Genomic DNA, 22,881 nt, shown 5'->3' with positions numbered 1-22,881 from the left:
GGCGGCGATCCACGCCGACTCGAGGTGAGAGCACCCGACCTGACACAGCGGTAATGGGTCTCACCTCCTCGGCCTCGCACGACTGGGAGCATCCGCAGCCGGACGGCCACCCTACCCCAGCAGCTCCGGTTGTACTATGCAACCAGGAGAGTGAGGGAGAGCCGGTGGAAGCAGCCGAGGCCGTGGAGACGATCCAGCGGGAGATGACGGTCTTCGCCCGGCGGGCCCGCGCCTCGGCGGGCCGGCTGCACCCCGAGCTGTCGCTGGTGTCGTACACGCTGCTCGGCCACCTGGAGGAGAGCGGCGGCTGCCGGGCCACCGACCTCGCCGCGCACTACGCCCTGGACAAGTCCACGGTGAGCCGCCAGGTCGCCGCCCTGGAGCGCGCCGCTCTGATCGAACGGCGCCAGGACCCCGAGGACCACCGCGTCCAGGTACTCCACCTCACCGACGCCGGCCGCCACATCCTCGCCCAGGTCACCGAAAGCCGCCGCACGGCCTTCCGTGAACGTCTGGCGCAGTGGCCGCCGGAGGATCTGGCCCGCTTCGCGGAGTACCTGACGCGGTACAACGCATGGACCGGCCCCACCACAGGCCCGTAACCCTTCTCCTCGCCCCGGCTACGCCACCGGCATCGCCTCCCGCTCCTCCCCCAGCCGCTCCGGCACTCGTGCCGCCAGGAACTGCGTGGTGCGGCGCAGGCGAAAGCCCAGGGACTCGTAGAGGCGGATGGCGTTCGTGTTGCCGGCGCCGGTGTGCAGGAAGGGGGTTTCGCCGCGTTCGCGGATGCCGTGGGCGACGGCGAGGACCAGCCGGGTCGCCAGGCCCTGGCCACGGAAGGCGGGGTCGGTGCAGACCGCGCTGATCTCGGTCCAGCCCGGCGGATGCAGCCGCTCACCGGCGACGGCGATCAGGGCGCCGTCGCGGCGTATGCCCAGGTAGGTGCCGAGTTCGATGGTGCGGGGCTCGAACGGGCCCGGCCGGGTACGGGCGACCAGGTCGAGGATCTCGGGTACGTCGGCGGGGCCGAGGCGGATCGCCTCCGGGTCGGGCGCGGCGGCCAGGCCGTCGTCGACGAGCTGTACGCCCTCGCCGTGGAAGGTGATCTCCCAGCCGGGCGGGACCTCGCCGCGGAAACCGAGCAGCGGGACCTCCGCGCCGGGGCCGGCGAGCGCGGCGAGGTCCGCCCAGTCGTCGGCGTCCGGGTCGTCCGGCAACGCCAGCCAGGGCGACACGTCGACCGGGTAGCGCAGGATGCGCCCCCGGCGCTCGGCGAACCGGGCGTGCGGCCCGGTGAGGGAGGCGAGGGCGGGATGGTCGAGGACATGCCGGGGCTCGGCGCCGTCCGGACCGCGCGGCTCACGGGGCTCGGCGCCGTGCGGCTCCTCGCTCCTCGGGTCCGGGAGGCGTGAGGGCTCGGGGACGGTCATATCGCCGCTCCGATCTCGAGGACGACCTTGCCGCGGGCGTGGCCGTTCTCCACCTCACGCAGGGCCTCGCCCGCCCGTTCCAGCGGGAGGGTGAGGGTGACGTGCGGGTTCAGCGCGCCGCGGACGACGAGGTCGGCCACCGCTTGCAGGACGGCCGCGTTGCGGGCGCGCGCCACCCGGGCGCCGCCCAGCCGCTCGGCCTCCTCGGCCGGGGCGCCGGCGGTGATCAGCCGGGAGCGGTCCCGCAGCAGGCCGGCCGCCTCGTGGAGCACATCGCCGCCGACCAGGTCGTAGACGCCGTCGACGCCGTCCGGGGCGGCCGACCGCACGGCGTCGGCCCAGCCCTCGCCGGACGGGACGTGCACCGCGCCCAGCGACTCCAGGAAGTCCTTCTTGCCCTCGCTCGCGACGCCCACGACCCGCAGCCCGAGGGCGCTCGCGATCTGCACGACGGCGGCCCCGACCCCGCCGCCCGCGCCGGTGACCAGCAGGGTCGCCCCGCTGGACAGGGCGAGCTGGTGGACGCCGTCGTAGGCGGTCGCGGCGGCCACGGGGAGGGTGGCCGCGTCGGTGAAGGACAGCTCTGCAGGCTTGTGGGCGGTGATGCCGGCGGCCAGCAGCGCGTACTCGGCGTAGGCGCCCGCGACCGCCGTGCCGAACACCTCGTCGCCGGGCGCGAACCCGGTGACGCCCTCACCGATCTCCTCGACGACACCGGCCGCCTCGTTGCCCAGGACCGAGGGGAACACCCGCTCACCCGTCTCGCCGGGGCGCCGGTAGCCCGTGCGCTGCTTCCAGTCCACGGGGTTCACTCCCGCCGCCCGCACCGCGACGAGCACCTCGCCGGGTCCGGGCCGGGGCCGGTCCAGGTCGACGAGCGCCTCGGTCTCCGGGCCGCCGTACCGGGTGAAGACGTACGCCTTCGGCATTGCTCCCACTCTCCTTCGCTGGCACCGGACCGCTGGACCGCTGGATCCGGAACGACACGTTCAAGAGCGGGGAGCCGAGGGGGTATTCCCGGCCGTCGGGAGTGTTCATACGGGCTTAATGATCGGCGGGCGGACCCGGTGCGGAGCACTCCCGACGTGCACGTACGGTTGACCGCGTGACCAACCGCCGCCGCGCTCCCGCTGGAACCGTATGAACGTCACCCGAGGCTTCGCCGGACGCCCTCGCGTCCTCAATCCCGGGCTGCCCCCCGGCCAGTACGACGCGGGCGACGACTGGCCCGTGCTGTCCGCCGAGGTCACACCCGACCTCGCGCCCGCCGACTGGACCTTCCGCGTGGACGGGCTGGTGGCGGCGCCCCGCACCTGGGACTGGGACGAGGCGCACACGCTGCCGCAGTCCGTGTACGAGGGCGACATCCACTGTGTGACCAGCTGGTCGAAGTTCGGCGTGCGGTTCGCGGGGGTGTCCCTGGACGCGTTCCTGGCGGCCGTGCGGCCCGCCGCGTCGGCGACCCACGCCGTCGCCTACTCTCACACCGGGTACACCACGAACCTCCCCCTGTCCGACCTCACCGGCGGCCGGGCCTGGATCGCCTGGGAGTACGACGGGAAGCCCCTCGCGGCCGAGCACGGCGGTCCGGCGCGGCTGCTGGTGCCGCACCTGTACTTCTGGAAGAGCGCCAAGTGGATCGCGGGCCTGCGCCTCCTCGACCACGACGAGCCGGGTTTCTGGGAGCAGAACGGCTACCACGCGCGGGGCAACCCCTGGCAGGAGCAGAGGTACTCCGGTGACTGAGACGTTCACGGCGCCTGCCTTCACGCCCCCGACGCGGTTCGCCGTGCCGGGCCGGATCGCCGTGAGCAACCGGGAGGCCGCCGTGTGGCAGACGGCCACGCTCACCGAGATCCGCCGCGAGACCTCGCGGGCGGCCACCTTCCGGTTCGCGGTGCCGGCCTGGGCAGGGCACCTGCCCGGTCAGCATCTGATGCTGCGGCTCACGGCCGACGACGGCTACACCGCTCAGCGGCACTACTCGATCGCCTCCGCGCCCGACGACGACGGCCACATCGAGCTGACCCTGGACCATGTGGACGGCGGCGAGGTCTCGGGCTGGTTCCACACCGTCGCCGAGCCGGGTGACGAGGTCGAGGTGCGCGGCCCGCTCAGCGGCTTCTTCGCCTGGCCCGGCGACCGGCCCGCGCTGCTGATCGGCGCCGGCTCCGGGGTCGTCCCGCTGATGTCGATGGTCCGCCACCACCGGGCCCGCGGCCTCGACGTGCCGCTGCGGCTGCTGGTGTCCGCGCGCGGCCCCGAGGAACTGATCTACGCGCGCGAGTACAGCACGGAGACGACGTCGGTGTTCACCCGCAGCGCCCCGGCGGGCGTGCCGGTGGGCCGGCTCACCGCCGAGCAGGTGGCTCCGCTGCTCGCGCAGGCGCCACAGGGCGGCTGGGAGGCGTATGTGTGCGGTTCCAACGGGTTCGCCGAGCACGCCTCGCGGCTGCTGGTGCAGGCCGGGCAGCCGGTGGACCGCATCCGCATCGAACGTTTCGGCTGACACTCTCCCGGCCCCAGGGAGCCGTCGTGAACGATGCGTGAAACGATGTACTCCGAACGGAGTACGACACTCATGTGGGCACTCGTACGCGTGACGGCGAGGAGGTCGACATGCGAACCCGGGTGCGCGGCTGGCGCTGGCGGCACAATCCGCTACGGCGCCGGTCGGACATCGTGGAGGCGTGGACGGCGCTGGCCGTCGCCCTGCTGCTGCTGGTCGCCGTGCCGCTGGCCGGGGTGCTAGCCGGCCGGTGGGCACATGACGACGCCCAAGCGGCCGCGGACCGGCAGCGGGCCGAACGTCATCGGGTGCGGGCCGAGGTCGTGGGCCGTCCACCCGATGCCGTGCCCTCGGTGGAGGGCGGCAGCCGGCAGACGGTCCGGGTGAGCGTGCGCTGGACGCCGCCCGGTGAACACGTGCGGACGGCGGCCGCCCGGGTGCCCGCGGGCACCCGCCAGGGCGACGTGGTGGAGGTGTGGTTCGACAACCGGGGGCGGAGCGTCGCACCGCCGCCGAACGACACGATGGTGTGGCAGCACGCCCTGACGATGGGCACGTGCGCGGCCGGCGGCACGGCCGCCGCGGTGCTGCTCGGGCACGCCGTGGTCCGCCGGGTGGCGATGCGTCACCGGCTGGACGAGTGGGAGCGGGAATGGACCCGTACCGAGCCGCAGTGGACCCGTCGCAGGCCCGCCTGAAGCTCCTGACCAGGGTCTGGCGAGGCCTTCCGCCGCCCACATAGGGTGGATGTATTCGTACGGGCACTTAACAAAAGGCGGTCCTTCATGCCCCTGTTCGACCTGTCCCTCGAGGAGCTCCACGAGTACCGCAGCGCATCCATCGAGCCGGAGGACTTCGACGCGTTCTGGTCCAAGACCCTCCAGGAAGCCCGCGATCACGATCTGGACGCCCGTTTCGAGCCGGTCGACACGGGCCTGAGCACCGTACGGGCCTTCGACGTGACGTTCGCCGGGTTCGGCGGCCACCCGGTGAAGGGCTGGCTGATGGTGCCCGCCGGGGCCGAGGAACCGCTGCCCCTGGTCGTGGAGTTCGTCGGCTACGGCGGGGGACGCGGTCTGCCGCACGAGCACCTGCTGTGGGCGTCGACGGGCCGCGCCTACTTCGTCATGGACACCCGTGGCCAGGGCAGCGTGTGGGGCGGCGGGGGCGGCACCGCCGACCCGGTGGGCAGCGCGCCCGCCTACCCCGGTTTCATGACCCAGGGCATCGACGCTCCCGAGAACTACTACTACCGCCGGGTGATCACGGACGCGGTGCGCGCGATCGAGGCGGCCCGCTCCCACCCGCTGACCGACGCCTCGCGGACCGTGGCGCTCGGCGGGAGCCAGGGCGGCGGTCTCTCGATCGCCGTCGGCGGACTGGTGCCCGACCTGGCGGCGGTCGCCCCCGACGTGCCGTTCCTGTGCGACTTCCCGCGCGCCGTGATCCTGACGGACCGTCACCCGTACCGTGAGATCGGCCTGTTCCTCAAGACGCACCGCGGCCGCACCCAGGACACCCTGCGCACGCTGGCGTACTTCGACGGCGTGCACTTCGCGTCCCGCGCCTCGGCTCCCGCCCTGTTCTCGGCGGCCCTGGAGGACCAGACCTGCCCGCCGTCGACCGTGTTCGCCGCCTTCAACGCCTGGGCGCACGAGGACAAGACGATCGAGGTGTACGACTTCAACGACCACGAGGGCGGCGGCCCCCACCACGAGCGGGCCAAGCTGCGCTGGCTGCGCTCGTACGCCTGAGCGGCCGGCCGGTGGAGACACGGGCCGCCGCCGAACGGTTCGCAGCGGTGTGGGAGCGGGCCTGGGCGGCGCACGACGTGGACGCGCTGCTGGAGCTGTACGCCGAGGCCTGCGTCCACCGCTCGATGCCGTTTCGTGAACCGCACCGGGGGCGGGACGAGTTGGCGGCGTACTTGCGCTGGTCGTTCGCGGCGGAGCGGGTGGTCGACGTGCGGTTCTCGCCCCCGGTGGTCGGTGCGGACGGCGTCGCGGTGGCCGAGTTCCGGGTGCTGTCCGAGGAGGACGGGGCGGCCGTGACGCTGGCCGGTTGCGTCTTCGTCCGGTTCGACGACGTCGGTCTGGCGGTCGAGACACGGGACTACTGGCATACGGCCGAGGGTCACCGGGAACCGGCGGGGCGCCGTTTCCTGCTGTGACCCCACCGGGCGGCTTCCCTCCAGTCCGACCAGTCGGTACGTTCGGAGTGCCCGGGCCGCACCGTGCGGTCCGGGGTCCCGCGGACCACGGAGGCCCCATGTCCGAGCACGTGCCACAGGTTCACGGCCACTGCGACCCACGGTTCACCGCGGTGCGCACCGCCTTCGAGGAGAACTTCCGCGACCGTGACGAGCTGGGCGCCGCGGTGTGCGTCACGGTCGACGGCGTGCTTGTGGCCGACCTGTGGGGCGGCTGGGCCGATCCGGCGCGCACTCGCGCCTGGGAGCGGGACACACTGGTCAATGTCTGGTCCACGTCGAAGGGCCCGACGGCGCTGTGCGCGCACATCCTCGCCGACCGGGGGCTGCTCGACCTCGACGCGCCGGTGGCCGCGTACTGGCCGGAGTTCGCCGCGGCGGGCAAGGAGCAGATCCTCGTCCGGCATCTGCTCTCCCACCGCGCGGGCCTGGCAGGGCTGCGGGAGCCGCACTCGCTCGAGCAGCTCTACGACTGGGAGCTGACCACCGCCCGTCTCGCGGCCACGGAACCCTGGTGGGAGCCGGGCACCCGGTCCGGCTATCACGCCCACACCTACGGCTTCCTGGTCGGCGAGGTCGTGCGGCGGGTCTCGGGGCTGCTGCCGGGGGCCTTCCTGGAGCGGGAGGTGACCGGACCGCTGGGCCTCGACTTCACGATCGGACTGCCGGAGAAGGAGGCGGACCGGGCGGCCGAACTGGTGCATCCGTCGGCCGCCTCGTCCACCGAACAGGCCGCGGTCTTCGGCCAGTTGGCACCCGTGGCGCTGGCCGCTCTGGCCAACCCGCTGGCCGGCGCGGCCGAGGCCAACTCGCCGCGGTGGCGGGCCGCGGAGCTCCCGGCCGCGAACGGCCACGGCACGGCGCGGGCGATCGCCGCGCTGTACGGGATCTTCGCCGGCCGTGGCGCGTACGGCGGCCGCCGCGTCCTGTCCGCGGAGGCGGCCGAGCGGGTCCGGCAGGGGCAGGGCAGCTGCCGGGACATCGTGCTGGGGGCCGGGTTCGGGCACGAGACCGAGATCGGGCTCGGGCTGTGGCTCAGCGGTCCGAACGGATCGTACGGACCCAACCCGCGCGCGTTCGGACACGACGGCTTCGGCGGCTCCTGCGGGCTCGCGGACCCGGAGGCGGGGGTGTCGCTGGGGTACGTCATGAACCGTATGGGGCCGCACATCGCCAACGACCCGCGCAAGACGGCGTTGGTGGACGCCCTGTACAGCGCGCTGTGACCACCCGGGTGCCGGACGCGGCAGCGTGGGGGCCGTGGCTTCAGTCCGCCCGGCGCGCCTCGACCATGCGCACGCGTGGACTTCCGTCGCTCCTCGTCCCGAACTCGGGCAGGGCGCGGAGGTCCACGCGGAACCCGGCGTGTTCCAGTTCGCGCCGGACCTCGCCGAGCCGGAAGGCGCGGTAGTACATCACGAACGGCGGCCGCCACAGGGCGTTGCGCACCCGCATCGCGGTGTCGAAGCCGATGAGCATCCAGTAGACCGGAGAGTAGGGCCGGGGTGGCGCGACGAGGGGGAACGCGAAGCAGCCGCCCGGCCGCAGCACCCCGTGCACCTGGGCGAACAGGCCCGGCAGCTCGCGGGGCAGGAAGTGCCCGAACGCTCCGAAGCTGACGACGAGGTCGAAGCCGGCGGTGAACGGCAGGGCACGGGCATCCGCACGCACCCAGGACACCCGCGGGCCCGCCGGACGGCTCCGGCCGCGTGCCTCGTCGAGCATGCCCGCGCTGAAGTCGACCCCGGTCACGCGGCCGTGGCACACCGTGGCCAGGACGTCGACCCCGGCGCCCGTGCCGCAGCACAGGTCGAGGCCGTCCTCGTAGGGCCCCGACTCCTTCAGGGCCGAGGCGACCGCGTCCAGGACGGAGTCCGGGGTGCGGAACGGCGTGTGGTCGAACTTCGGGGCGAGGAGGTCGTAGCCGCGCTCGACGGACGACAGGGCCTGGACGGCGAGTTCGCGCAGGGTGGGGCCTTCGGGGCTGAACATCTGCGTCACCCTACGGCGGTCCGCCGCTTCAGGAGCGCGAGGGCGCGCTCGCACCAGCGCAGGTTCGTCTCCTCGAAGGCGATGCCGCCCATGAGGGTCAGGTAGGGGCCGATCCGGTCGGCCTCGCTCAGGTACACGTCCTCCGTGCGCCCGCCGAGGAGGCGGTCACGCATCCGCTCATAGCGGTCGAGCTTGGCGCGTGACCAGGTCATGCGTTCCTCGATGAGCGCGCGGGTCACCTCGGGGTCGACGGAGTCCGCCGCCTGGATCTTGACGAGGAGTTCGTCGCGAAGGGCGGTGGGCCGGCGGGGCGGGGTCGCGGCGAAGGCGCTCAGGTCCTCGCGGCCGGCCTCGGTGAGGGTGAACATCCGCTTGTTGGGCCGGCGTTCCTGCCGCACCACCCGCGCCTCGATCAGGCCGTCCTGCGCGAGGCGCTCCAGCTCGCGGTAGAGCTGCTGCGGGGTCGCGGGCCAGAAGTTCGCGAGGGAGGCGTCGAAGAGCTTCGACAGTTCGTAGCCCGAGGCCTCGCCATCCAGGAGAGCGGCCAGGACGGCGTACTTGAGGGACATATGGACACGGTAGCAGCAGGTGATTATTCTCATCTGCGCCTACTCAACAAATTTACTATCCATGGGGTGATCCGATGCGTGCGTTCCGTGAGGCGGTCGAGGCCGGCGATCTCGACGCCGTCGAGGCGCTACTGGCCGAGGACGTGGTGTTCACCAGCCCGGTCGTGTTCAAGCCGTACCCGGGCAAGGCAATCACCGCGGCGATCCTGCGCGCCGTGGTGCGGGTCTTCGAGGACTTCCGGTACGAGCGGGAACTCGGCGGCGGCGACGGCCGCGACCACGCGCTGGTGTTCACCGCCCGGGTGGGCGAACGGCAGCTGTCCGGCTGCGACTTCATCCATCTGAACGAGGACGGACTCATCGACGAACTCACCGTCATGGTGCGCCCGTTGTCCGGTGCGCAGGCTCTCGCGGCGGCCATGGGCGCGCGGTTCGAGGAGATCGCGAAGGAGGCGGAGGCCCGGTCGGCCGCCGCCTCCTGACGCTCCGGCCTCAGTCCTTCAGGTCTCCCAGGGTCGTCTTCGTGTCCGCCTTCAGCCAGTCGGCGACCTCTTGGAGCTTCGGCGGATCGGTGTCGGTGCTGTACGAGGAGTAGTAGGCGCTGTAGCTCATCGTGTAGGTCACCCAGCCGTCGCGCACGGCGAGCGTGGCGTAGAGGGAACCGCTGGACGAGCCGGACGTGGTGTCGTCGCTGACGAGGTAGGCCTCGTCGCCTATGCCGGTGACGGCGTCCACGTCGTAACCCGTATGGCTGTCCGCGTAGTTCTTCCAGGTGGCGGTGAACTCGGGCCCGGGGTCGGTCTTCTTGTGCCGGTCCAGTTGGACGGAGAGGTACGCGTCCGAGTAGCTCGACCCGGTCTTCTTCAGGCTGAGGTTGCAGAGCCCCTCGTCGAGGGCGTCGTCCTTGAGGCTGTTGTGGGTCGGGGCGCCGTCGCTCTGCGGGTACTCCTCCTTGAAGGACGAGTAGTCGGTGGAGTTGCACAGGTTGGACGGCGCCGGGTAGCCCCGCAGGTCCGGATCGGCTCCGGCGCCGATCAGGAAGACACCGGCCGCCCACGCGGCCGACGCCACGACCGCGCCGACCACGGCCCACAGGACCGCCCGTCCGGCGCCGCCGCTCCCCGTGGGCGGCGGGCCGACGACGGGGTACGGGCCCGGCTGGGCGTACGGGTTGCCGGGCTGGGGTTGGGCCGGCTGCCCGACCAGGGTCGGCTGGGCATGGACGCCGTGCGGGCCGGCGGGGGTCACGGGCGCCGCGGGCGGGAAACCCAGCGGCCCGCCGGGGGCCGGCGACTGCGGATGCGGGTAGGGGTACGCGCTCGGCTGGGCCGGCGCCTCGGACGGCTGCTCCGGCTGCTGCGGAGACTGAGGCGGCGTGGACATGTCGTGAAGATAGGGCAGATATAGCGGTCAAGTCCCCTGCTGTCACGGATCGTTACCCTCTGGGGACATGTGCGGTAAACCTCGAAGAGGTCGAGTTGTCCCCGACGTCTCCTGTGTGCGCCGCGTGCCGTATGTGCCGCGCGGAACAAGCGATGCCGTGCGCGTGTTGACGCCGTCGGAATCGACCGGTGTGCTACGCTGCCGCTAGCACTTTTGTACGCCCCCCTGTTCGGGCGCCGGTGCCAGTTCCTCTTCAGTTCGCCGCGTCACCCGCCCTTTCCGGCCGGTGCGACGGCTTTCCCGCACCACCTCACCGACGGCTCGTTTCTGCCGTCGCCGAGGTGCTGTCTCCCGCCGCCCGAGGTGCGCCGTGCGCCCTCCCTTCGCGGCCGCTCCCCCTTCTCCGCATGCCTCATGCCTTCCGTCCGTGAAAGGACCGACCACCATGACCACCACTCTCGAACACCCCGCTGTGCAACAGCAGCCTCCGGCCCGGGTCGCCGCCGGTGTCCTGGACATCGACGCGAGCGGGAAGGGGCAGCTGCGCTCCGCGGACTGCCTGCCCACGCCTGCCGATCTCCAGGTGCCGGCCGCGCTGATCCGCCGTCACGGCCTGCGCAAGGGCGACCTCGTCGAAGGGGTGCGCGGCACCCAGCGCGCGCTGACCGAGGTCGCCCGCGTCAACGGCCTTACGCCCGACGCACTGCCCGCCCGCCGTCACTTCCGTGACCTCACCCCCGTCCACCCGCACGAGCGGCTCCGCCTGGAACACCCGGCGGCCGGGCTCGCCGGACGTGTCGCCGATCTCGTCGCGCCCGTCGGCAAGGGCCAGCGCGGGCTGATCGTCGCCCCGCCGAAGACCGGCAAGACCGTGCTGCTCCAGCAGCTCGCGGCCGCCGTCGCCGGCAACCATCCCGAGGCGCGGCTGATGGTCGTCCTGCTCGACGAGCGGCCCGAGGAGGTCACCGACATGCGGCGCTCCGTGCGCGGCGAGGTGTACGCCTCGACCTTCGACCGGACGCCCAGGCAGCACATCGCGCTGGCCGAACTCGTCATCGAGCGTGCCAAGCGACTCGTCGAGGCGGGCGAGGACGTCGTGATCCTCCTCGACTCGCTGACCCGGCTGTGCCGGGCCCACAACAACGCGGCCGCCGCCGGTGGCCGCACCCTGAGCGGCGGGGTCGACGCGACCGCCCTCATCGGGCCCAAGCGGTTCTTCGGTGCCGCGCGTGCGGCCGAGGAGGGCGGCTCGCTCACCGTCCTCGCCACTGCGCTCGTCGAAACCGGCTCCCGCGCCGACGACTTCTACTTCGAGGAACTGAAGAGCACCGGCAACATGGAGCTCCGCCTCGACCGCGAACCCGCCTCGCGTCGCGTCTTCCCGGCCGTCGACATCAACACCTCCGGCACCCGCCGCGAGGAACTCCTGCTCTCCCCGGGCGAGTTGACGGCCATGCGCGGCCTGCGCCGGGCCCTGCAGACGCGGGACGGCCAGGCAAACCTGGAGACGCTCCTGGAGCGGATGCGCGCGACGCCGGACAACGCGACCTTCCTGCGCCGCATCCAGCCGACACTGCCGGCCGCCTGACGTCGCCTCAAGCCGTCCGACGCCGAACGTGCGGCATCCGGGTGCTCACGGGTACCCGCTCGGCACGGGCAGCGCGGCGAACGCCACCTTCATTCCTACGTTGATCGTATGACGATCGGATTCTCTTCCCGGGTCGCTGTGGCGGCCTGCACGTTCTGTGCGGCAGGCGCCCTGGTCCTCGGGCCCACCGCGGTCGCCGCTCGGACCGGCCCCGACCCCCGAGCGCCCGGCGGAGCCGTCGGCGCCGGTGCGTCACGGGCGAAGACGCCGCGGCCGTCCCTGCTGTACCGCTCCGGCACGCAGGTCAGGCCCCACCGGGGCGCCCCCGAGGTCCCGGACGTCTCCGCCCTGTCCTGGCTGGTGGCGGACGCGCGGAGCGGCGCGGTGCTCGCCGCGTCGAACGCGCACCGCAAGCTGCCCCCGGCCAGCACGTTGAAGACCCTGTTCGCCCTCACGGTGCTGCCGGTCCTGCCCGGCGGGATCCGGCACCGGGTGAGCGAGGAGGAACTCATGGACCTCGGGCCAGGCAGCAGCCTCGTCGGGGTCGCCGAGGGACACACGTACCGGGTCGCCGACCTGTGGCGCGGGGTGTTCCTCAACTCCGGCAACGACGCCGTGCACGTCCTGGCGGCGCTCAGCGGCGGCTGGCAGGCCACGGCCGTCCGGATGCAGGACAAGGCACGGTCCCTGGGCGCCCTGGACACACACGTGCGCTCGCCCGACGGATACGACACGCCGGGCCAGGTGTCGTCGGCGTACGACCTGGCGGTGTTCGGGCGGGCGGGGCTGCGCAACGCGGACTTCGCCCGGTACTGCGGCACCGCGGAGGCGGCCTTCCCGGGCGACGACGGCTCGGCCTACGAGATCACCAACACCAACCGGCTGTTGACGGGTGCGGACGGCGTCGAGCCGTATCCGGGGCTGATCGGCATCAAGAACGGCTACACCAGCGACGCCGGCAACACCCTGGTCGCCGCCGCCCGCCGGGGCGGACGCACTCTCGTCGTGACGGTGCTCAACCCCCGGGCGGACGGCGGGTTCGCCGTCTACGAGGAAGCCCGCGAGCTGCTGGACTGGGGGTTCGCGGCCGCCGGGCGGGTCGACGCGGTGGGCTCGCTGGACGCGCTGCGGGCCCACCCGCGTCCTCAGCCGGGGCCGGGCCCGACGCCGGCGTCCGTGTCGGCGCCCGTCGCCGCCGCGAGCGCGGTCGACGACGCTCCCGGCTGGTCGGAGGCCGCATGTGTAGCGGGCGCCGCCGTACTGGGCGGGGCCGCCGTGGTGTTCGCGCTGCGGCTCGCGGATCGCCGCGCCTCCGGGAGATGACCGACCGGCAGCCCCACCAGCAGACCGAGCGTGATCCACGTGTAGATGTTGCTGCCGAGGAAGCCGTCGACCCCGGACGCGTCGTGGAACCACAGCCACACCACGCTGGTGCACAGCACCGCGTACAGGGCGCCCGCCACGCGTGGGCGCCCCGCGCGGATCAGCACGGCGAACGACGGCAGCAGCCACACCAGGTGATGCACCCAGGTGACGGGGCTGACCAGACAGGCGCTCAGGCCGGTGAGAGCGAAAGCCGCCTGCCAGTCCCCCACGGCCACCGCCCGCCGGGCCCGCCACGCCCACCAGCACAGCACCACCAGGACCAGCACCGCCCAGACGGCCCGGCTCTCCACGCCCAGCCGGGCCAGGACGCCCTGGAGCGACTGGTTGGAGACGTAGTCGAGCCGGCCCACCCGGTTCGTGTCCCACATGGCGTAGGTCCAGTAGAAGCGCGAGGCGTCCGGGGCGATCAGGGCCGCGAGCCCCGTGGCGGCCACTGCCACGGCCGTCGCCACGGCGGCCTCCCGTCGGCGGCGGGCCACCAGCAGCAGGCCGATGAAGAGCGCGGGCGTCAGCTTCACCGCCGCCGCCAGGCCGATCCCGACCCCGGCCCAGCGGGTCCGGCCGGTCGCCAGCAGCCAGGCATCGGTCAGGACGAGGGCCAGCAGCAGCAGGTTGACCTGCCCGAAGCTGAACGTGTCGCGCAACGGTTCGAACAGTACGAGGGCGCAGGCGGCGAGGCCGGCGCCGTACCAGCCATGGCGCCGCCACCGCGGTCCGACCAGCACGCGGACGACCACGGCCAGCGCCGTCAGGTTGAGCAGGAAGGCGGCGATGATCGCGGTGCGCAGGCCGATCAGCGCCATCGGCAGCATGACGACGGCCGCGAACGGCGGGTAGGTGAAGCCGTACGACGTGCCCGGCACGCGGTAGTCGTAGACGCGGCCGCCGTCGTGGATCCAGCTGTTGACGGTGCCGTAGTAGACGCGCAGATCGAACCAGTCCCGCAGCAGCGGGACCGTCGCGGTGAAGACGGCGACGCCGACGGCGAGGCCGAGGAGCAGCAGCAGACGGCCCCGTTCGGTGCGGGGCGGTTTCACAGCCCGGACGGCGATCGTTCTCATGCCGGACGCCCCAGGGCGGTCGGCGTCCGTGCCGCGAGATGGGCCTGCCACAGGACGACCAGGGCGAGTGCCCCGCCGGAGACGGCGAGCACCAGGCGTCCCGTGTCGGCCGGGTCGCCGTCGGGCAGGACGGCCAGGGCGAGGACGCCGGCCACGGCGGCCATCCGGTGACGTATCAGGGTGTCGGGGGCGGCCGCGGCTATGAGGAACAGTCCCCACAGCGCGTACCAGGGGCGGATCGCCGGGCCGAACGCGGCCACCGTGGCGAGACTCAGACCGAGCGCGTACACCGGGCGCGGCCGCAGCCGCCACCAGATGACGACGAGGGCGACGGCTGTCGACGCGACTCCCAGCACATGCCAGACGGGAATCGCCAGGGGCGCCAGATCGCTGCCGAGGTGCTCGAGGAGGGCGCCGGTGGCTCGGCCGAGCAGGCTGGTGAGCGCCCAGTTCTGTGCGGAGACCGGGGTGTCCAGGGCTCCTATCCAGCCGTATCCGGTGCCCGCGACGGCCGTCGCCGCGACGGTGGTGGCGGCGGCCGCGGCCCCCGTCGTCAGCAGGGTCGGAGCCGGGCGGCGGCCCGCGCGCAGCTGCAGGACCACGATGGCGACGAGGCCCAGGGCCGCGGGCGCCTTGACCAGGGCGGCGAGGGTGACCAGGACGGTGGCCGGCACCGGGCGGCGGCCGAGCGCGGCGACCAGGCCCACGCCGAGCAGACCCAGCATGATCGCGTCGTTGTGGGCGCCGGCCACCAGGTGCAGCAGCACCAGCGGGTTGAGGACGCCGAGCCAGAGCGCGGCGGCCGGGTCGGCGCCGCAGTGCCGGGCGAGCCGGGGCAGGGCGGCCGTCATCAGCGCCACCCCGAACAGCGCGACGCATCGCATGCCGAGCAGTCCGGCGGACAGGGCGCCCCGGGTCAGGCCGGCCAGGGCGCCGGCGAGGGCGAGGAAGACCGGGCCGTACGGGGCTCCGGTGTGCCGCCACAGCGGGGAGACCTCGTCGGCGAGCGGACCGCCGAGCCGGGCCGGACCGTGCGCGTACACATCGAGGTGCGCGTCCACCATGGCGCCCTGGGCCAGGTAGCTGTACACGTCCCGGCTGAACAGCGGCGGCGCGACGAGCAGCGGCGCGGCCCAGACGACCAGGACCAGGACGAGGGCGCGCGGGGTCGGCGGATCCGCGCTGCGCACCAGACGGCCGAGCAGGATCCAGGCAGCGGTCAGCAGCACCAGTCCGCAGTACACGCCGACCAGACCGAGCGCGGCGTGCACCGACGCCGGGGCCAGGAGCTCGCGGGCGGGCAGCGCGCCGGCCGTCTCGCCGCCGAGCGCGAGACAGGCCGTGCCGGCCAGGCCCAGCACCTGGCAGCGACGGAGATCGATGGGGAATGCGTTGGCCAACACTCCGTCATGGTGTCCACGCCGGGTGGCCGGAGAGCGACGTTCCGCCCTCCGGGCGGCGGACTGCGTGTGACCGGCTTGTGAGGTCTTCGCCGGAGCGATACACGGGTACGGCGTCCTCACCGTCGGCCCGGCTCAGAACACCGACAGTCCGGTCAGGGTCGTGAAGCGGTCCAGGGCGGCCACGCCCGCCACCGAGTTGCCGCGTTCGTCCAGGCCCGGGCTCCACACGCACAGCGTGCAGCGGCCGGGCACGACGGCGATGATGCCGCCGCCCACACCGCTCTTGCCGGGCAGTCCGACGCGGTAGGCGAAGTCGCCGGCGGCGTCGTACGTCCCGCAGGTCAGCATCACCGCGTTGACCTGCTTGGCCTGGCTGCGGGTGAGCAGCCGGGAGCCGTCGGCGCGGACGCCGTGCCGGGCGAGGAAGCCGGTGGCCAGGGCCAGGTCGGCGCAGGAGGCGGTGAGGGAGCACTGACGGAAGTACTGGTCGAGGAGGACCGGCACATCGTTGTCGATGTTGCCGTAGGACGCCATGAAATGGGCGAGGGCGGCGTTGCGGTCGCCGTGCGCGGACTCGGAGGCGGCGACCGCCTCGTCGAGGTCGAGCGCCGGGTTGCCGCTCTCGGCGCGCAGAAAATCCAGGAGTTCGCCGCAGGCGTCTCCGGTACGGGTCTGGAGGCGGTCGGTGACGACGAGCGCGCCCGCGTTGATGAACGGGTTGCGCGGGATGCCGTTCTCGTACTCCAGCTGGACCAGGGAGTTGAAGGGGTTGCCGGAGGGTTCGCGGCCCACGTGCTCCCAGAGTTCGTCGCCCTCGCGGGCCAGGTCGAGGGCGAGGGTGAAGACCTTGGTGAGGGACTGGGTGGAGAACGGCTCCCGCCAGTCCCCCACGCCGTACACCGTGCCGTCCAGTTCCGCGACGGCCATGCCGAAGCTGCGCGGATCGCGGGCGGCGAGCGCCGGGATGTAGTCGGCGGGCCGCCCCCGGCCGGGGGTGCGCTCCATCTCCTCGGCGATGCGTTCCAGGACCGGCTGGAAGGGCAGGGACGACGTCGTTGTCATGATCACCATTGTGCCTCCGTGCCGGTCCCGGCGCGTTTCGTCGCAGGTCGAGAAGGTGTTACACGAGGGGCGAGCCGCTGCCGGCGAGGACCTCGGGGCGCAGCAGATCGGCGAGTCGCTCGGCGGGCAACAGGCCCTTCTCCAGGACGAGTTCGGCGACGCCGCGGCCGGTGACGAGGGCCTCCTTGGCGATGTCGGTGGCCGCCGTGTACCCGATGTGCGGGTTGAGGGCGGTGACCAGGCCGATGGAGTTCTCCACGCTGGCGCGCAGCGCCTCGGTGTTGGCGGTGATGCCGTTCACGCAGCGCTCGGCGAGGGTGAGGCAGGCGGCGCGCAGGTGGGTGATGGACTCCGACAGGGAGTGCAGGATGATCGGCTCGAAGGCGTTGAGCTGGAGCTGTCCCGCCTCGGCGGCCATGGTGATGGTGACGTCGTTGCCGATCACCTCGAAGGCGACCTGGTTGACGACCTCGGGGATCACCGGGTTGACCTTGCCGGGCATGATCGACGAACCCGCCTGCACCGGCGGCAGGTTGATCTCGCCGAGGCCCGCGCGCGGCCCGGAGGACAGCAGCCGCAGGTCGTTGCAGCTCTTGGAGAGCTTGACGGCGACGCGCTTGAGCACACCCGACATCTGGACGAACGCACCGCAGTCCTGGGTGGCTTCGACGAGGTTCGCGGCGGTGACGAGGGGCAGCCCGGTGATCTCGGCGAGGTGACGACGGGCCGACTCGGCGTATCCGGCCGGGGCGTTGAGTCCCGTCCCGATGGCGGTGGCGCCGAGGTTGATCTCGTGGATCAGCTCGACGGCCTCGGCGAGGCGGCTGCGGTCCTCGTCGAGCATGACGGCGTACGCCGAGAACTCCTGGCCGAGGGTCATCGGCACCGCGTCCTGGAGTTGAGTACGGCCCATCTTCAGCACGTCCCGGAACTCCACGGCCTTGCGGCCGAAGGCGTCCTGGAGCACGGCCATCGCCTTGAGCAGCCCGCGCACGGCGAACACGGTCGCGACCTTGACGGCGGTCGGGTACACGTCGTTGGTGGACTGCCCGAGGTTGACGTCCTCGTTGGGGTGCAGGTACCGGTACTCCCCCTTGGCGTGGCCGAGCAGCTCCAGCGCGCGGTTGGCGACGACCTCGTTGGCGTTCATGTTGGTCGAGGTCCCGGCACCGCCCTGCACGACGTCGACGACGAACTGGTCGTGCAGCTTCCCGGCCCGGATCTCACGGCAGGCGGCGACGATGGCGGCCGCCTTGTCCGACGCCAGCAGACCGAGCTCCTCGTTGGCGAGCGCGGCGGCCTCCTTGACGGCGGCGAGGGCGTCGATGAGGTGGGGGTAGGCGGAGATCGGCGTCCCGGTGATGGGGAAGTTCTCCGTGGCGCGCAGGGTGTGGACACCCCAGTACGCGTCGGCGGGGACGTCCCGGTCTCCGAGCAGATCGTGTTCACTGCGGGTGGCGGCGACGGTCATGAGGGTGCGGCCTCTTTCTGAGGGTGAGTGAGTGAGGAGCGGGAGAGTGAGGACGGTTGGAGGGTGGGGCCGGCTCGGGCGGTACGGGGTGACGCCCGCCCGAGCCGGTCGGGACACCGGTCCGGCGGTGACCGGACCGGTGGTTCAGGGACCGCCCTCGCGAGGCGGCCGAAGCCCGGTGCCCCACCGGGCACCTCGCGCGCCGCGACCGCACCCGATTCGACGCACCCGATTCGACGGCGCCGGGCACCGCGCACCGACCGGCCACCTGAGCCGTGCCGCAGAGGCGACGGCCGCACCGGTCGTGCGGCGGAGCGGTGTTCCCGCGACGGCTTCGCGGGGCCACTCTTAGGCCCGTAAACGCCCATGAACGCTGGGGCGTGCCGCGCCGGGCGGCCGGCGTGGGGCTCCGTCCGGTCGGCCGGACGCCCGGGCGAACAGCGCAGCCCCATCGGTGGTCCGTGCGGGTCAGGCGCAGGCGCGTGCGGAGAGCAGGTCGAGGGCGCGTACCGGGTGGACGCAGCCGACCGGTTCACCGCCGCCGAGGAGGGGTTCGCCCGCGAACTCGGTGAGGAGGGCGGGGTCCACGCCTGCGCGGGCGAGGGCGGCCGCCGTCACCGGGACGCGGGCGCGGTTCGCGCCGTCGGAGATCTTGACGGCGACGGCGCGGCCGTCCGGGAGCGCGGCGACCTCGACGCCCTCGAAGCCGTCCTTGGCGAGCAGGCCGGGGACGGCCCGCATCAGGGCGGCGACGTCCCGGCCCGCGCCCGAGGCCATCTCGGCGTGGTCGCGCATGGCGTCCGCGACCCGCGCCTCCGGAGTGTCCGGGGCCGAGGTGGTGATGCGGGCGGCGGCCCTGGCGAGGCCGTGCAGGGAGACGGAGAAGAGAGGGGCGCCGCACCCGTCGACGGTGACCCGTGCGATCCGCTGCCCGGTGAGGTCCTCGACGATCTCGGCGATCGCCTGCTGAAGCGGGTGCTCCGGGTCGAGGTAGCCGTCGAGGGACCAGCCGTTGAGCTTGCAGGTGTACAGCATGGCCGCGTGCTTGCCGGAGCAGTTCTGCGCCAGCCGGGAGGGCTCGCGGCCCTCGCGTGTCCACGCGTCGCGGACCGCCGGGTCGTACGGCATGTCCTTGACGTTGCGCAGGTCGTCCTCCGTGACGCCCGCCAGCTCGAGGATCCGCCGGGTGCCGGCGAGGTGGCGTTCCTCGCCGGAGTGGCTGGCGGCGGCGAGCGAGAGCAGCTCGCCGTCGAGCGGCAGGCCTGCCCGCAGCATGGCGACGGCCTGGACGGGCTTGAGCGCCGAGCGCGGGTAGAACGCGGCCTCGATGTCGCCGAGCTGGAAGTCGACCTGACCGCGCGTGCCGAGGACGACGACGGAGCCGTAGTGGATCCCCTCCGTCACGCCGCCGCGCACGAGGTGGGCGACGGGGGCGTGGAGGGGTTCGCGGATCGCGGGGGCGTGGGCGAGGGAACTGCTGTACATCACTGCCTGGATCACTTGTGGGTTGTCGTGGGCCGGCGCGGGACTCACGCGTCGGCCTTGGCCGCGGTGCGCGCGAGGTTGCGGCGGATGCCGTACCAGCCGGCGACGAGCGCCGCGACGATCAGCGGCAGACACAGCACGGTGGTGCGGCCCGCGCCGCCGTCGGCGTACATGAGGACGAGGACCGAGACGAGGAAGACCAGCGTCACGAGTTCGGTCCACGGGGAGCCCGGGAGCCGGTAGCTCGGGCGCGTCAGCTCGCCCTTCTGGGTCTTCTGCCAGAAGAGGAAGTGACAGATCATGATCATGCCCCAGGTGGAGAGGATGCCGATCGCCGCGAAGTTGAGGACGATCTCGAAGGCGTCCGCCGGGACGACGAAGTTCAGGCCGACACCCAGGACACAGATACCGCTCGTGAGCAGAATGCCGCCGTACGGGACCTGGCTGCGGCTCATGACCGAGGTGAACTTCGGGGCGGAGCCGGACATCGCCATGGAGCGCAGGATACGGCCGGTGGAGTACAGGCCGGAGTTGAGCGAGGACATGGCCGCGGTGAGCACGACCAGGTTCATCACGCCGCCCGCCGCCGGGATGCCTATGTTGGACAGGACCGTCACGAAGGGGCTCTGGCCGGACGTGTACTTGTTCCACGGCAGCAGCATCGACAGCAGGACGACCGAGCCGACGTAGAACAGGCCGACCCGCCACATGATCGAGTTGATCGCCTTCGGCATGATCTTCTCGGGGTTCTCGGTCTCACCGGCGGCGACGCCGACCAGTTCGACCGAGGCGTAGGCGAAGACGACGCCCTGGATGATCAGCAGCATGGGCAGCAGGCCGTTGGGGAAGACGCCGCCGTTGTCGGTGATCAGGGACGGGCCGGGGGTGGTGCCGTCGACCTTGTGCTGGGTGACCAGCAGGAAGATGCCGATGCACATGAAGATCACCAGTGCGCTGACCTTCACGATGGCGAACCAGAACTCCAGTTCGCCGAAGATCTTCACCGAGATCAGGTTCACGGTGAGCACCACGGCCAGGGCGATCAGCGCGATCACCCACTGCGGGATGTCGGAGAACATGCCCCAGTAGTGGGTGTAGGTGGCGACCGCGGTGATGTCCGCGATGCCGGTGGTGGCCCAGTTCAGGAAGTACATCCAGCCGGCCGTGTACGCGCCCTTCTCGCCGAGGAACTCGCGGGCGTAGGACACGAACGCGCCGGAGGACGGGCGATACAGGACGAGTTCACCGAGGGCACGCACGACGAGGAAGGCGAAGACGCCGCAGACCGCGTAGGCGATGAACAGGGAGGGTCCGGCGTCGGCGAGGCGGCCGCCGGCGCCCAGGAAGAGGCCGGTGCCGATGGCGCCGCCGATGGCGATCATGTTGACGTGACGGGACTTCAGCGACTTGCTGTAGCCCTCGTCTCCGGCGTCGACGTGACGGGGGGAGGTACGCGTCTCGTCTTTGAGGTGCTGGTCGCTCACGCCGCGGGTCCGCCTTCCAGGTGAGGGTTCGTGCGCGGGGCGCGCACGATGTCGGTGAGGGTTGTCTCGACACGGTCGAGGTGGTGGCTCATCGCCTCCACCGCGTCGGGCTCGGAACCGTCGATCAGCGCCTCGACGATCGCCCGGTGCTCGCGGTTGGACTGTTCGCGCCGTCCGCCCAGCTCGTTGAGGAAGGCCGACTGACGCGCCAGTGCGTCCCGGATCTCCTCGATGACCCGGCGGAACACCGGGTTCTGGGCGGCCTCGGCGACGGCCAGGTGGAAGAGGGTGTCCATCGCGACCCACGCGGTGGTGTCCGTCTCCCGCTCCATGCGGTCGAGCAGATGGGCCAGGTGGTCCAGGTTCTCCGGGGTGCGGCGCAGCGCCGCGTACCCGGCGACCGGGATCTCGACGTGGCGGCGCACCTCGAGCAGGTCGCTGGCCGCGTAGTCGCCGAAGGTGGGGTCCTCGACGGTGTTCGCGATCACGAAGGTGCCCTTGCCGGTCTTGGCGACCGTCAGGCCCATGGTCTGCAGGGCGCGCAGGGCCTCCCGCAGGACGGGCCGGGACACCTCGAGGGTGCGGCAGAGCTCGGCCTCGGAGGGAAGCTTGTCGCCGATGGCGTACTCGCCGCGCTCGATGGCGCCGCGGAGGTGGGTGAGGACCGCTTCCATCGCGCTGACGCGCCGCGGTCCCCGACCACCTGTCTGGCTGTCTGACAGGTTCACGGGAGTGATACTCCGGGTGGCCCAAGGCCGCTGTCAAGACACCCGGAAACAAAAAATTCAGGCGGCGGGAGTCCTGAATGACAATTTCCCGCCCCCTGAAGGGCTTTCGCCGCGGAGCACTACCCAGAGCCGACGACCCCCACGCAGAACCACTCGACACCTACTCAGAGCGGCTGGCCACCGGCCGGCCAGAACCGGGGGCCAGCCACTCAACGCCGGCAGTCGCCGGCCGGTGGGTGCTGGTCAGCACCGGTGGCCGCTGGTTGGTGGGGCTCAGCTGTCGAGGACTCCGGTGGCCAGCAGGCCGAACAGGGCCAGGCCGACGACGATGCGGTAGACGACGAACGCGTTGAAGGAGTGCTTGGCGACGAACTTCAGCAGCCAGGCGATGGAGGCGTAGGCGACGACGAATGACACGGCCGTGCCGACGGCCAGGGGCGCGGCGCCCGCGCCGGTGCCGAGGGCGTCCTTCAGCTCGTAGATTCCGGCGCCGGTCAGGGCGGGGATGCCGAGGAAGAAGGACAGCCGGGTGGCGGCGACCCGGTCCAGGTCGAGCATGAGCGCGGTGGACATGGTGGCGCCGGAACGGGAGAAGCCGGGGAAGAGCAGCGCGAGGATCTGGGAGCTGCCGACCAGCATCGCGTCCTTGAACGAGGTGTCGTCCTCACCCCGCTTGTGGCGGCCCATCTGGTCCGCCGCCCACATCACGCCGCTGCCGACGATCAGCGAGCCCGCGACCACCCACAGCGAGGCCAGCGGCCCCTCGATGAGCGGTTTGGCGGCGAGGCCCACGACGACGATCGGGATGGTCGCGTAGATCACCCACCAGGCGAACTTGTAGTCGTGGTGCTGTCGCTCCTCGCGGTGGCGCAGTCCCCGGAACCAGGCCGACACGATCCGCACGATGTCCTTGCGGAAGTACACGAGCACGGCGGCGATCGCCCCGACCTGGATCACGGCCGAGAATCCGACGACGGCGTCGTCGTCGACCGGGATGTGCATCAGGCCTTCGGTGATCTTCAGATGTCCGGTCGAGGAGACGGGGAGGAACTCGGTCACTCCCTCGACGGCTCCGAGGACGACGGCTTGGCCGACGGAGATGGCGCTCATGGAATCCAGTT

General features: G+C 72.2%; 22 protein-coding genes and 1 pseudogene. 10 read left to right on the top strand and 13 right to left on the bottom strand.

The features are described from left to right. Positions 1-164 precede the first annotated feature (164 nt). On the top strand, positions 165-602 hold the full coding sequence (locus B5557_RS41790) for a MarR family winged helix-turn-helix transcriptional regulator (RefSeq protein WP_079664407.1): 438 nt from the start codon (positions 165-167) through the stop codon (positions 600-602). Positions 603-620: 18 nt separating this feature from the next. Here B5557_RS41790 and B5557_RS41785 read toward each other — a convergent pair whose 3' ends face one another. Further along, the gene (locus B5557_RS41785; RefSeq protein WP_079664406.1) at positions 621-1,430 is read right to left on the bottom strand and encodes a GNAT family N-acetyltransferase; all 810 of its coding nucleotides are present in this window, start codon (positions 1,428-1,430) and stop codon (positions 621-623) included. Further along, a complete protein-coding gene (locus B5557_RS41780; protein ID WP_079664405.1) occupies positions 1,427-2,359 on the bottom strand; it encodes an NADP-dependent oxidoreductase in 933 nt (310 codons plus the stop codon). The genes B5557_RS41785 and B5557_RS41780 overlap by 4 nt, the downstream gene beginning before the upstream one ends. Before the next feature lie 211 nt (positions 2,360-2,570). Here B5557_RS41780 and B5557_RS41775 point away from each other — a divergent pair, with 211 nt between their 5' ends. The 6 genes from B5557_RS41775 to B5557_RS41750 all read left to right on the top strand — a co-directional run bounded on the left by B5557_RS41775 (position 2,571) and on the right by B5557_RS41750 (position 7,374). Continuing rightward, positions 2,571-3,176, top strand: a complete 606-nt coding sequence (locus tag B5557_RS41775) for a sulfite oxidase-like oxidoreductase (protein ID WP_079664404.1) — start codon at positions 2,571-2,573, stop codon at positions 3,174-3,176. Beyond that, a complete protein-coding gene (locus B5557_RS41770; protein WP_079664403.1) occupies positions 3,169-3,939 on the top strand; it encodes a ferredoxin reductase in 771 nt (256 codons plus the stop codon). The genes B5557_RS41775 and B5557_RS41770 overlap by 8 nt, the downstream gene beginning before the upstream one ends. A 110-nt stretch (positions 3,940-4,049) precedes the next feature. Continuing rightward, positions 4,050-4,637, top strand: coding sequence for an Rv1733c family protein (locus tag B5557_RS41765; protein ID WP_173877885.1), 588 nt, complete (start codon positions 4,050-4,052; stop codon positions 4,635-4,637). 87 nt (positions 4,638-4,724) lie between these two features. Beyond that, positions 4,725-5,693, top strand: coding sequence for an acetylxylan esterase (locus B5557_RS41760; protein WP_079664401.1), 969 nt, complete (start codon positions 4,725-4,727; stop codon positions 5,691-5,693). 11 nt (positions 5,694-5,704) lie between these two features. Next, positions 5,705-6,109 carry a nuclear transport factor 2 family protein gene (locus B5557_RS41755; RefSeq protein WP_079664400.1) on the top strand — a complete coding sequence of 135 codons (405 nt, stop codon included), beginning with the start codon at positions 5,705-5,707 and terminating at the stop codon, positions 6,107-6,109. A gap of 98 nt (positions 6,110-6,207) precedes the next feature. Continuing rightward, positions 6,208-7,374: a serine hydrolase domain-containing protein gene (locus B5557_RS41750; protein WP_079664399.1), complete on the top strand. Its 1,167-nt coding sequence runs from the start codon at positions 6,208-6,210 to the stop codon at positions 7,372-7,374. Between the two features lie 40 nt (positions 7,375-7,414). On the opposite strand, the gene B5557_RS41745 is transcribed toward B5557_RS41750, so the two are convergent. Both B5557_RS41745 and B5557_RS41740 read right to left on the bottom strand, forming a co-directional pair. Continuing rightward, entirely contained in the window at positions 7,415-8,140 is a 726-nt protein-coding gene (locus tag B5557_RS41745) for a class I SAM-dependent methyltransferase (RefSeq protein ID WP_079665270.1), read from the bottom strand. A gap of 5 nt (positions 8,141-8,145) precedes the next feature. After that, positions 8,146-8,709 (bottom strand): PadR family transcriptional regulator, encoded by a 564-nt coding sequence (locus B5557_RS41740; protein WP_079664398.1) that lies wholly within the window; start codon positions 8,707-8,709, stop codon positions 8,146-8,148. 74 nt (positions 8,710-8,783) lie between these two features. On the opposite strand from B5557_RS41740, the gene B5557_RS41735 reads away from it, so the two are divergent. Further along, the gene (locus tag B5557_RS41735; RefSeq protein WP_079664397.1) at positions 8,784-9,191 is read left to right on the top strand and encodes a nuclear transport factor 2 family protein; all 408 of its coding nucleotides are present in this window, start codon (positions 8,784-8,786) and stop codon (positions 9,189-9,191) included. 10 nt (positions 9,192-9,201) lie between these two features. Here B5557_RS41735 and B5557_RS41730 read toward each other — a convergent pair whose 3' ends face one another. After that, the gene (locus tag B5557_RS41730; protein WP_173877792.1) at positions 9,202-10,092 is read right to left on the bottom strand and encodes a hypothetical protein; all 891 of its coding nucleotides are present in this window, start codon (positions 10,090-10,092) and stop codon (positions 9,202-9,204) included. Between the two features lie 445 nt (positions 10,093-10,537). On the opposite strand from B5557_RS41730, the gene rho reads away from it, so the two are divergent. Both rho and B5557_RS41720 read left to right on the top strand, forming a co-directional pair. Continuing rightward, on the top strand, positions 10,538-11,680 hold the full coding sequence (gene rho, locus B5557_RS41725; RefSeq protein WP_079664396.1) for a transcription termination factor Rho: 1,143 nt from the start codon (positions 10,538-10,540) through the stop codon (positions 11,678-11,680). 108 nt (positions 11,681-11,788) lie between these two features. Beyond that, positions 11,789-13,003: a D-alanyl-D-alanine carboxypeptidase family protein gene (locus tag B5557_RS41720; RefSeq protein ID WP_079664395.1), complete on the top strand. Its 1,215-nt coding sequence runs from the start codon at positions 11,789-11,791 to the stop codon at positions 13,001-13,003. Between the two features lie 272 nt (positions 13,004-13,275). Here the strand turns inward: B5557_RS41720 and B5557_RS45550 are convergent. From B5557_RS45550 to B5557_RS41680, 8 genes and pseudogenes are all read right to left on the bottom strand, one after another. Beyond that, a pseudogene (locus B5557_RS45550) lies at positions 13,276-13,869 on the bottom strand (glycosyltransferase family 87 protein); the annotation flags it as partial. A gap of 254 nt (positions 13,870-14,123) precedes the next feature. Next, the gene (gene mptB / locus B5557_RS41710) at positions 14,124-15,530 is read right to left on the bottom strand and encodes a polyprenol phosphomannose-dependent alpha 1,6 mannosyltransferase MptB (protein ID WP_079664394.1); all 1,407 of its coding nucleotides are present in this window, start codon (positions 15,528-15,530) and stop codon (positions 14,124-14,126) included. A 132-nt stretch (positions 15,531-15,662) separates the two neighbouring features. Further along, the gene (locus tag B5557_RS41705) at positions 15,663-16,601 is read right to left on the bottom strand and encodes a glutaminase (protein ID WP_079664393.1); all 939 of its coding nucleotides are present in this window, start codon (positions 16,599-16,601) and stop codon (positions 15,663-15,665) included. A 49-nt stretch (positions 16,602-16,650) separates the two neighbouring features. Beyond that, on the bottom strand, positions 16,651-18,063 hold the full coding sequence (aspA, locus tag B5557_RS41700) for an aspartate ammonia-lyase (protein WP_079664392.1): 1,413 nt from the start codon (positions 18,061-18,063) through the stop codon (positions 16,651-16,653). Between the two features lie 468 nt (positions 18,064-18,531). Further along, a complete protein-coding gene (locus B5557_RS41695; RefSeq protein WP_079665268.1) occupies positions 18,532-19,548 on the bottom strand; it encodes an asparaginase in 1,017 nt (338 codons plus the stop codon). A 44-nt stretch (positions 19,549-19,592) separates the two neighbouring features. Beyond that, a complete protein-coding gene (locus tag B5557_RS41690; RefSeq protein ID WP_079664391.1) occupies positions 19,593-21,032 on the bottom strand; it encodes an amino acid permease in 1,440 nt (479 codons plus the stop codon). Beyond that, positions 21,029-21,706: a FadR/GntR family transcriptional regulator gene (locus tag B5557_RS41685; RefSeq protein WP_079664390.1), complete on the bottom strand. Its 678-nt coding sequence runs from the start codon at positions 21,704-21,706 to the stop codon at positions 21,029-21,031. The genes B5557_RS41690 and B5557_RS41685 overlap by 4 nt, the downstream gene beginning before the upstream one ends. A 327-nt stretch (positions 21,707-22,033) precedes the next feature. Beyond that, positions 22,034-22,870 carry an undecaprenyl-diphosphate phosphatase gene (locus B5557_RS41680; RefSeq protein WP_079664389.1) on the bottom strand — a complete coding sequence of 279 codons (837 nt, stop codon included), beginning with the start codon at positions 22,868-22,870 and terminating at the stop codon, positions 22,034-22,036. Positions 22,871-22,881: the final 11 nt, after the last annotated feature.

The sequence above is a fragment of the Streptomyces sp. 3214.6 genome (genome assembly GCF_900129855.1).
GTDB lineage: Bacteria > Actinomycetota > Actinomycetes > Streptomycetales > Streptomycetaceae > Streptomyces > Streptomyces soliscabiei.
Note: the sequence above shows the minus strand (reverse complement) of the source record. Positions and strands in the feature narration are given on the sequence as shown.

Bases quoted from the DNA above. Each gene is read 5' to 3' on its own strand.
- B5557_RS41785 (WP_079664406.1), bottom strand. From the start codon at position 1,430: ATGACCGTCCCCGAGCCCTCACGCCTCCCGGACCCGAGGAGCGAGGAG.
- B5557_RS41780 (WP_079664405.1), bottom strand. From the start codon at position 2,359: ATGCCGAAGGCGTACGTCTTCACCCGGTACGGCGGCCCGGAGACCGAG.
- B5557_RS41775 (WP_079664404.1), top strand. From the start codon at position 2,571: ATGAACGTCACCCGAGGCTTCGCCGGACGCCCTCGCGTCCTCAATCCC.
- B5557_RS41765 (WP_173877885.1), top strand. From the start codon at position 4,050: ATGCGAACCCGGGTGCGCGGCTGGCGCTGGCGGCACAATCCGCTACGG.
- B5557_RS41760 (WP_079664401.1), top strand. From the start codon at position 4,725: ATGCCCCTGTTCGACCTGTCCCTCGAGGAGCTCCACGAGTACCGCAGC.
- B5557_RS41750 (WP_079664399.1), top strand. From the start codon at position 6,208: ATGTCCGAGCACGTGCCACAGGTTCACGGCCACTGCGACCCACGGTTC.
- B5557_RS41745 (WP_079665270.1), bottom strand. From the start codon at position 8,140: ATGTTCAGCCCCGAAGGCCCCACCCTGCGCGAACTCGCCGTCCAGGCC.
- B5557_RS41740 (WP_079664398.1), bottom strand. From the start codon at position 8,709: ATGTCCCTCAAGTACGCCGTCCTGGCCGCTCTCCTGGATGGCGAGGCC.
- B5557_RS41735 (WP_079664397.1), top strand. From the start codon at position 8,784: ATGCGTGCGTTCCGTGAGGCGGTCGAGGCCGGCGATCTCGACGCCGTC.
- B5557_RS41730 (WP_173877792.1), bottom strand. From the start codon at position 10,092: ATGTCCACGCCGCCTCAGTCTCCGCAGCAGCCGGAGCAGCCGTCCGAG.
- rho (WP_079664396.1), top strand. From the start codon at position 10,538: ATGACCACCACTCTCGAACACCCCGCTGTGCAACAGCAGCCTCCGGCC.
- B5557_RS41720 (WP_079664395.1), top strand. From the start codon at position 11,789: ATGACGATCGGATTCTCTTCCCGGGTCGCTGTGGCGGCCTGCACGTTC.
- B5557_RS41705 (WP_079664393.1), bottom strand. From the start codon at position 16,601: ATGGTGATCATGACAACGACGTCGTCCCTGCCCTTCCAGCCGGTCCTG.
- aspA (WP_079664392.1), bottom strand. From the start codon at position 18,063: ATGACCGTCGCCGCCACCCGCAGTGAACACGATCTGCTCGGAGACCGG.
- B5557_RS41695 (WP_079665268.1), bottom strand. From the start codon at position 19,548: ATGTACAGCAGTTCCCTCGCCCACGCCCCCGCGATCCGCGAACCCCTC.
- B5557_RS41685 (WP_079664390.1), bottom strand. From the start codon at position 21,706: ATGGAAGCGGTCCTCACCCACCTCCGCGGCGCCATCGAGCGCGGCGAG.
- B5557_RS41680 (WP_079664389.1), bottom strand. From the start codon at position 22,870: ATGAGCGCCATCTCCGTCGGCCAAGCCGTCGTCCTCGGAGCCGTCGAG.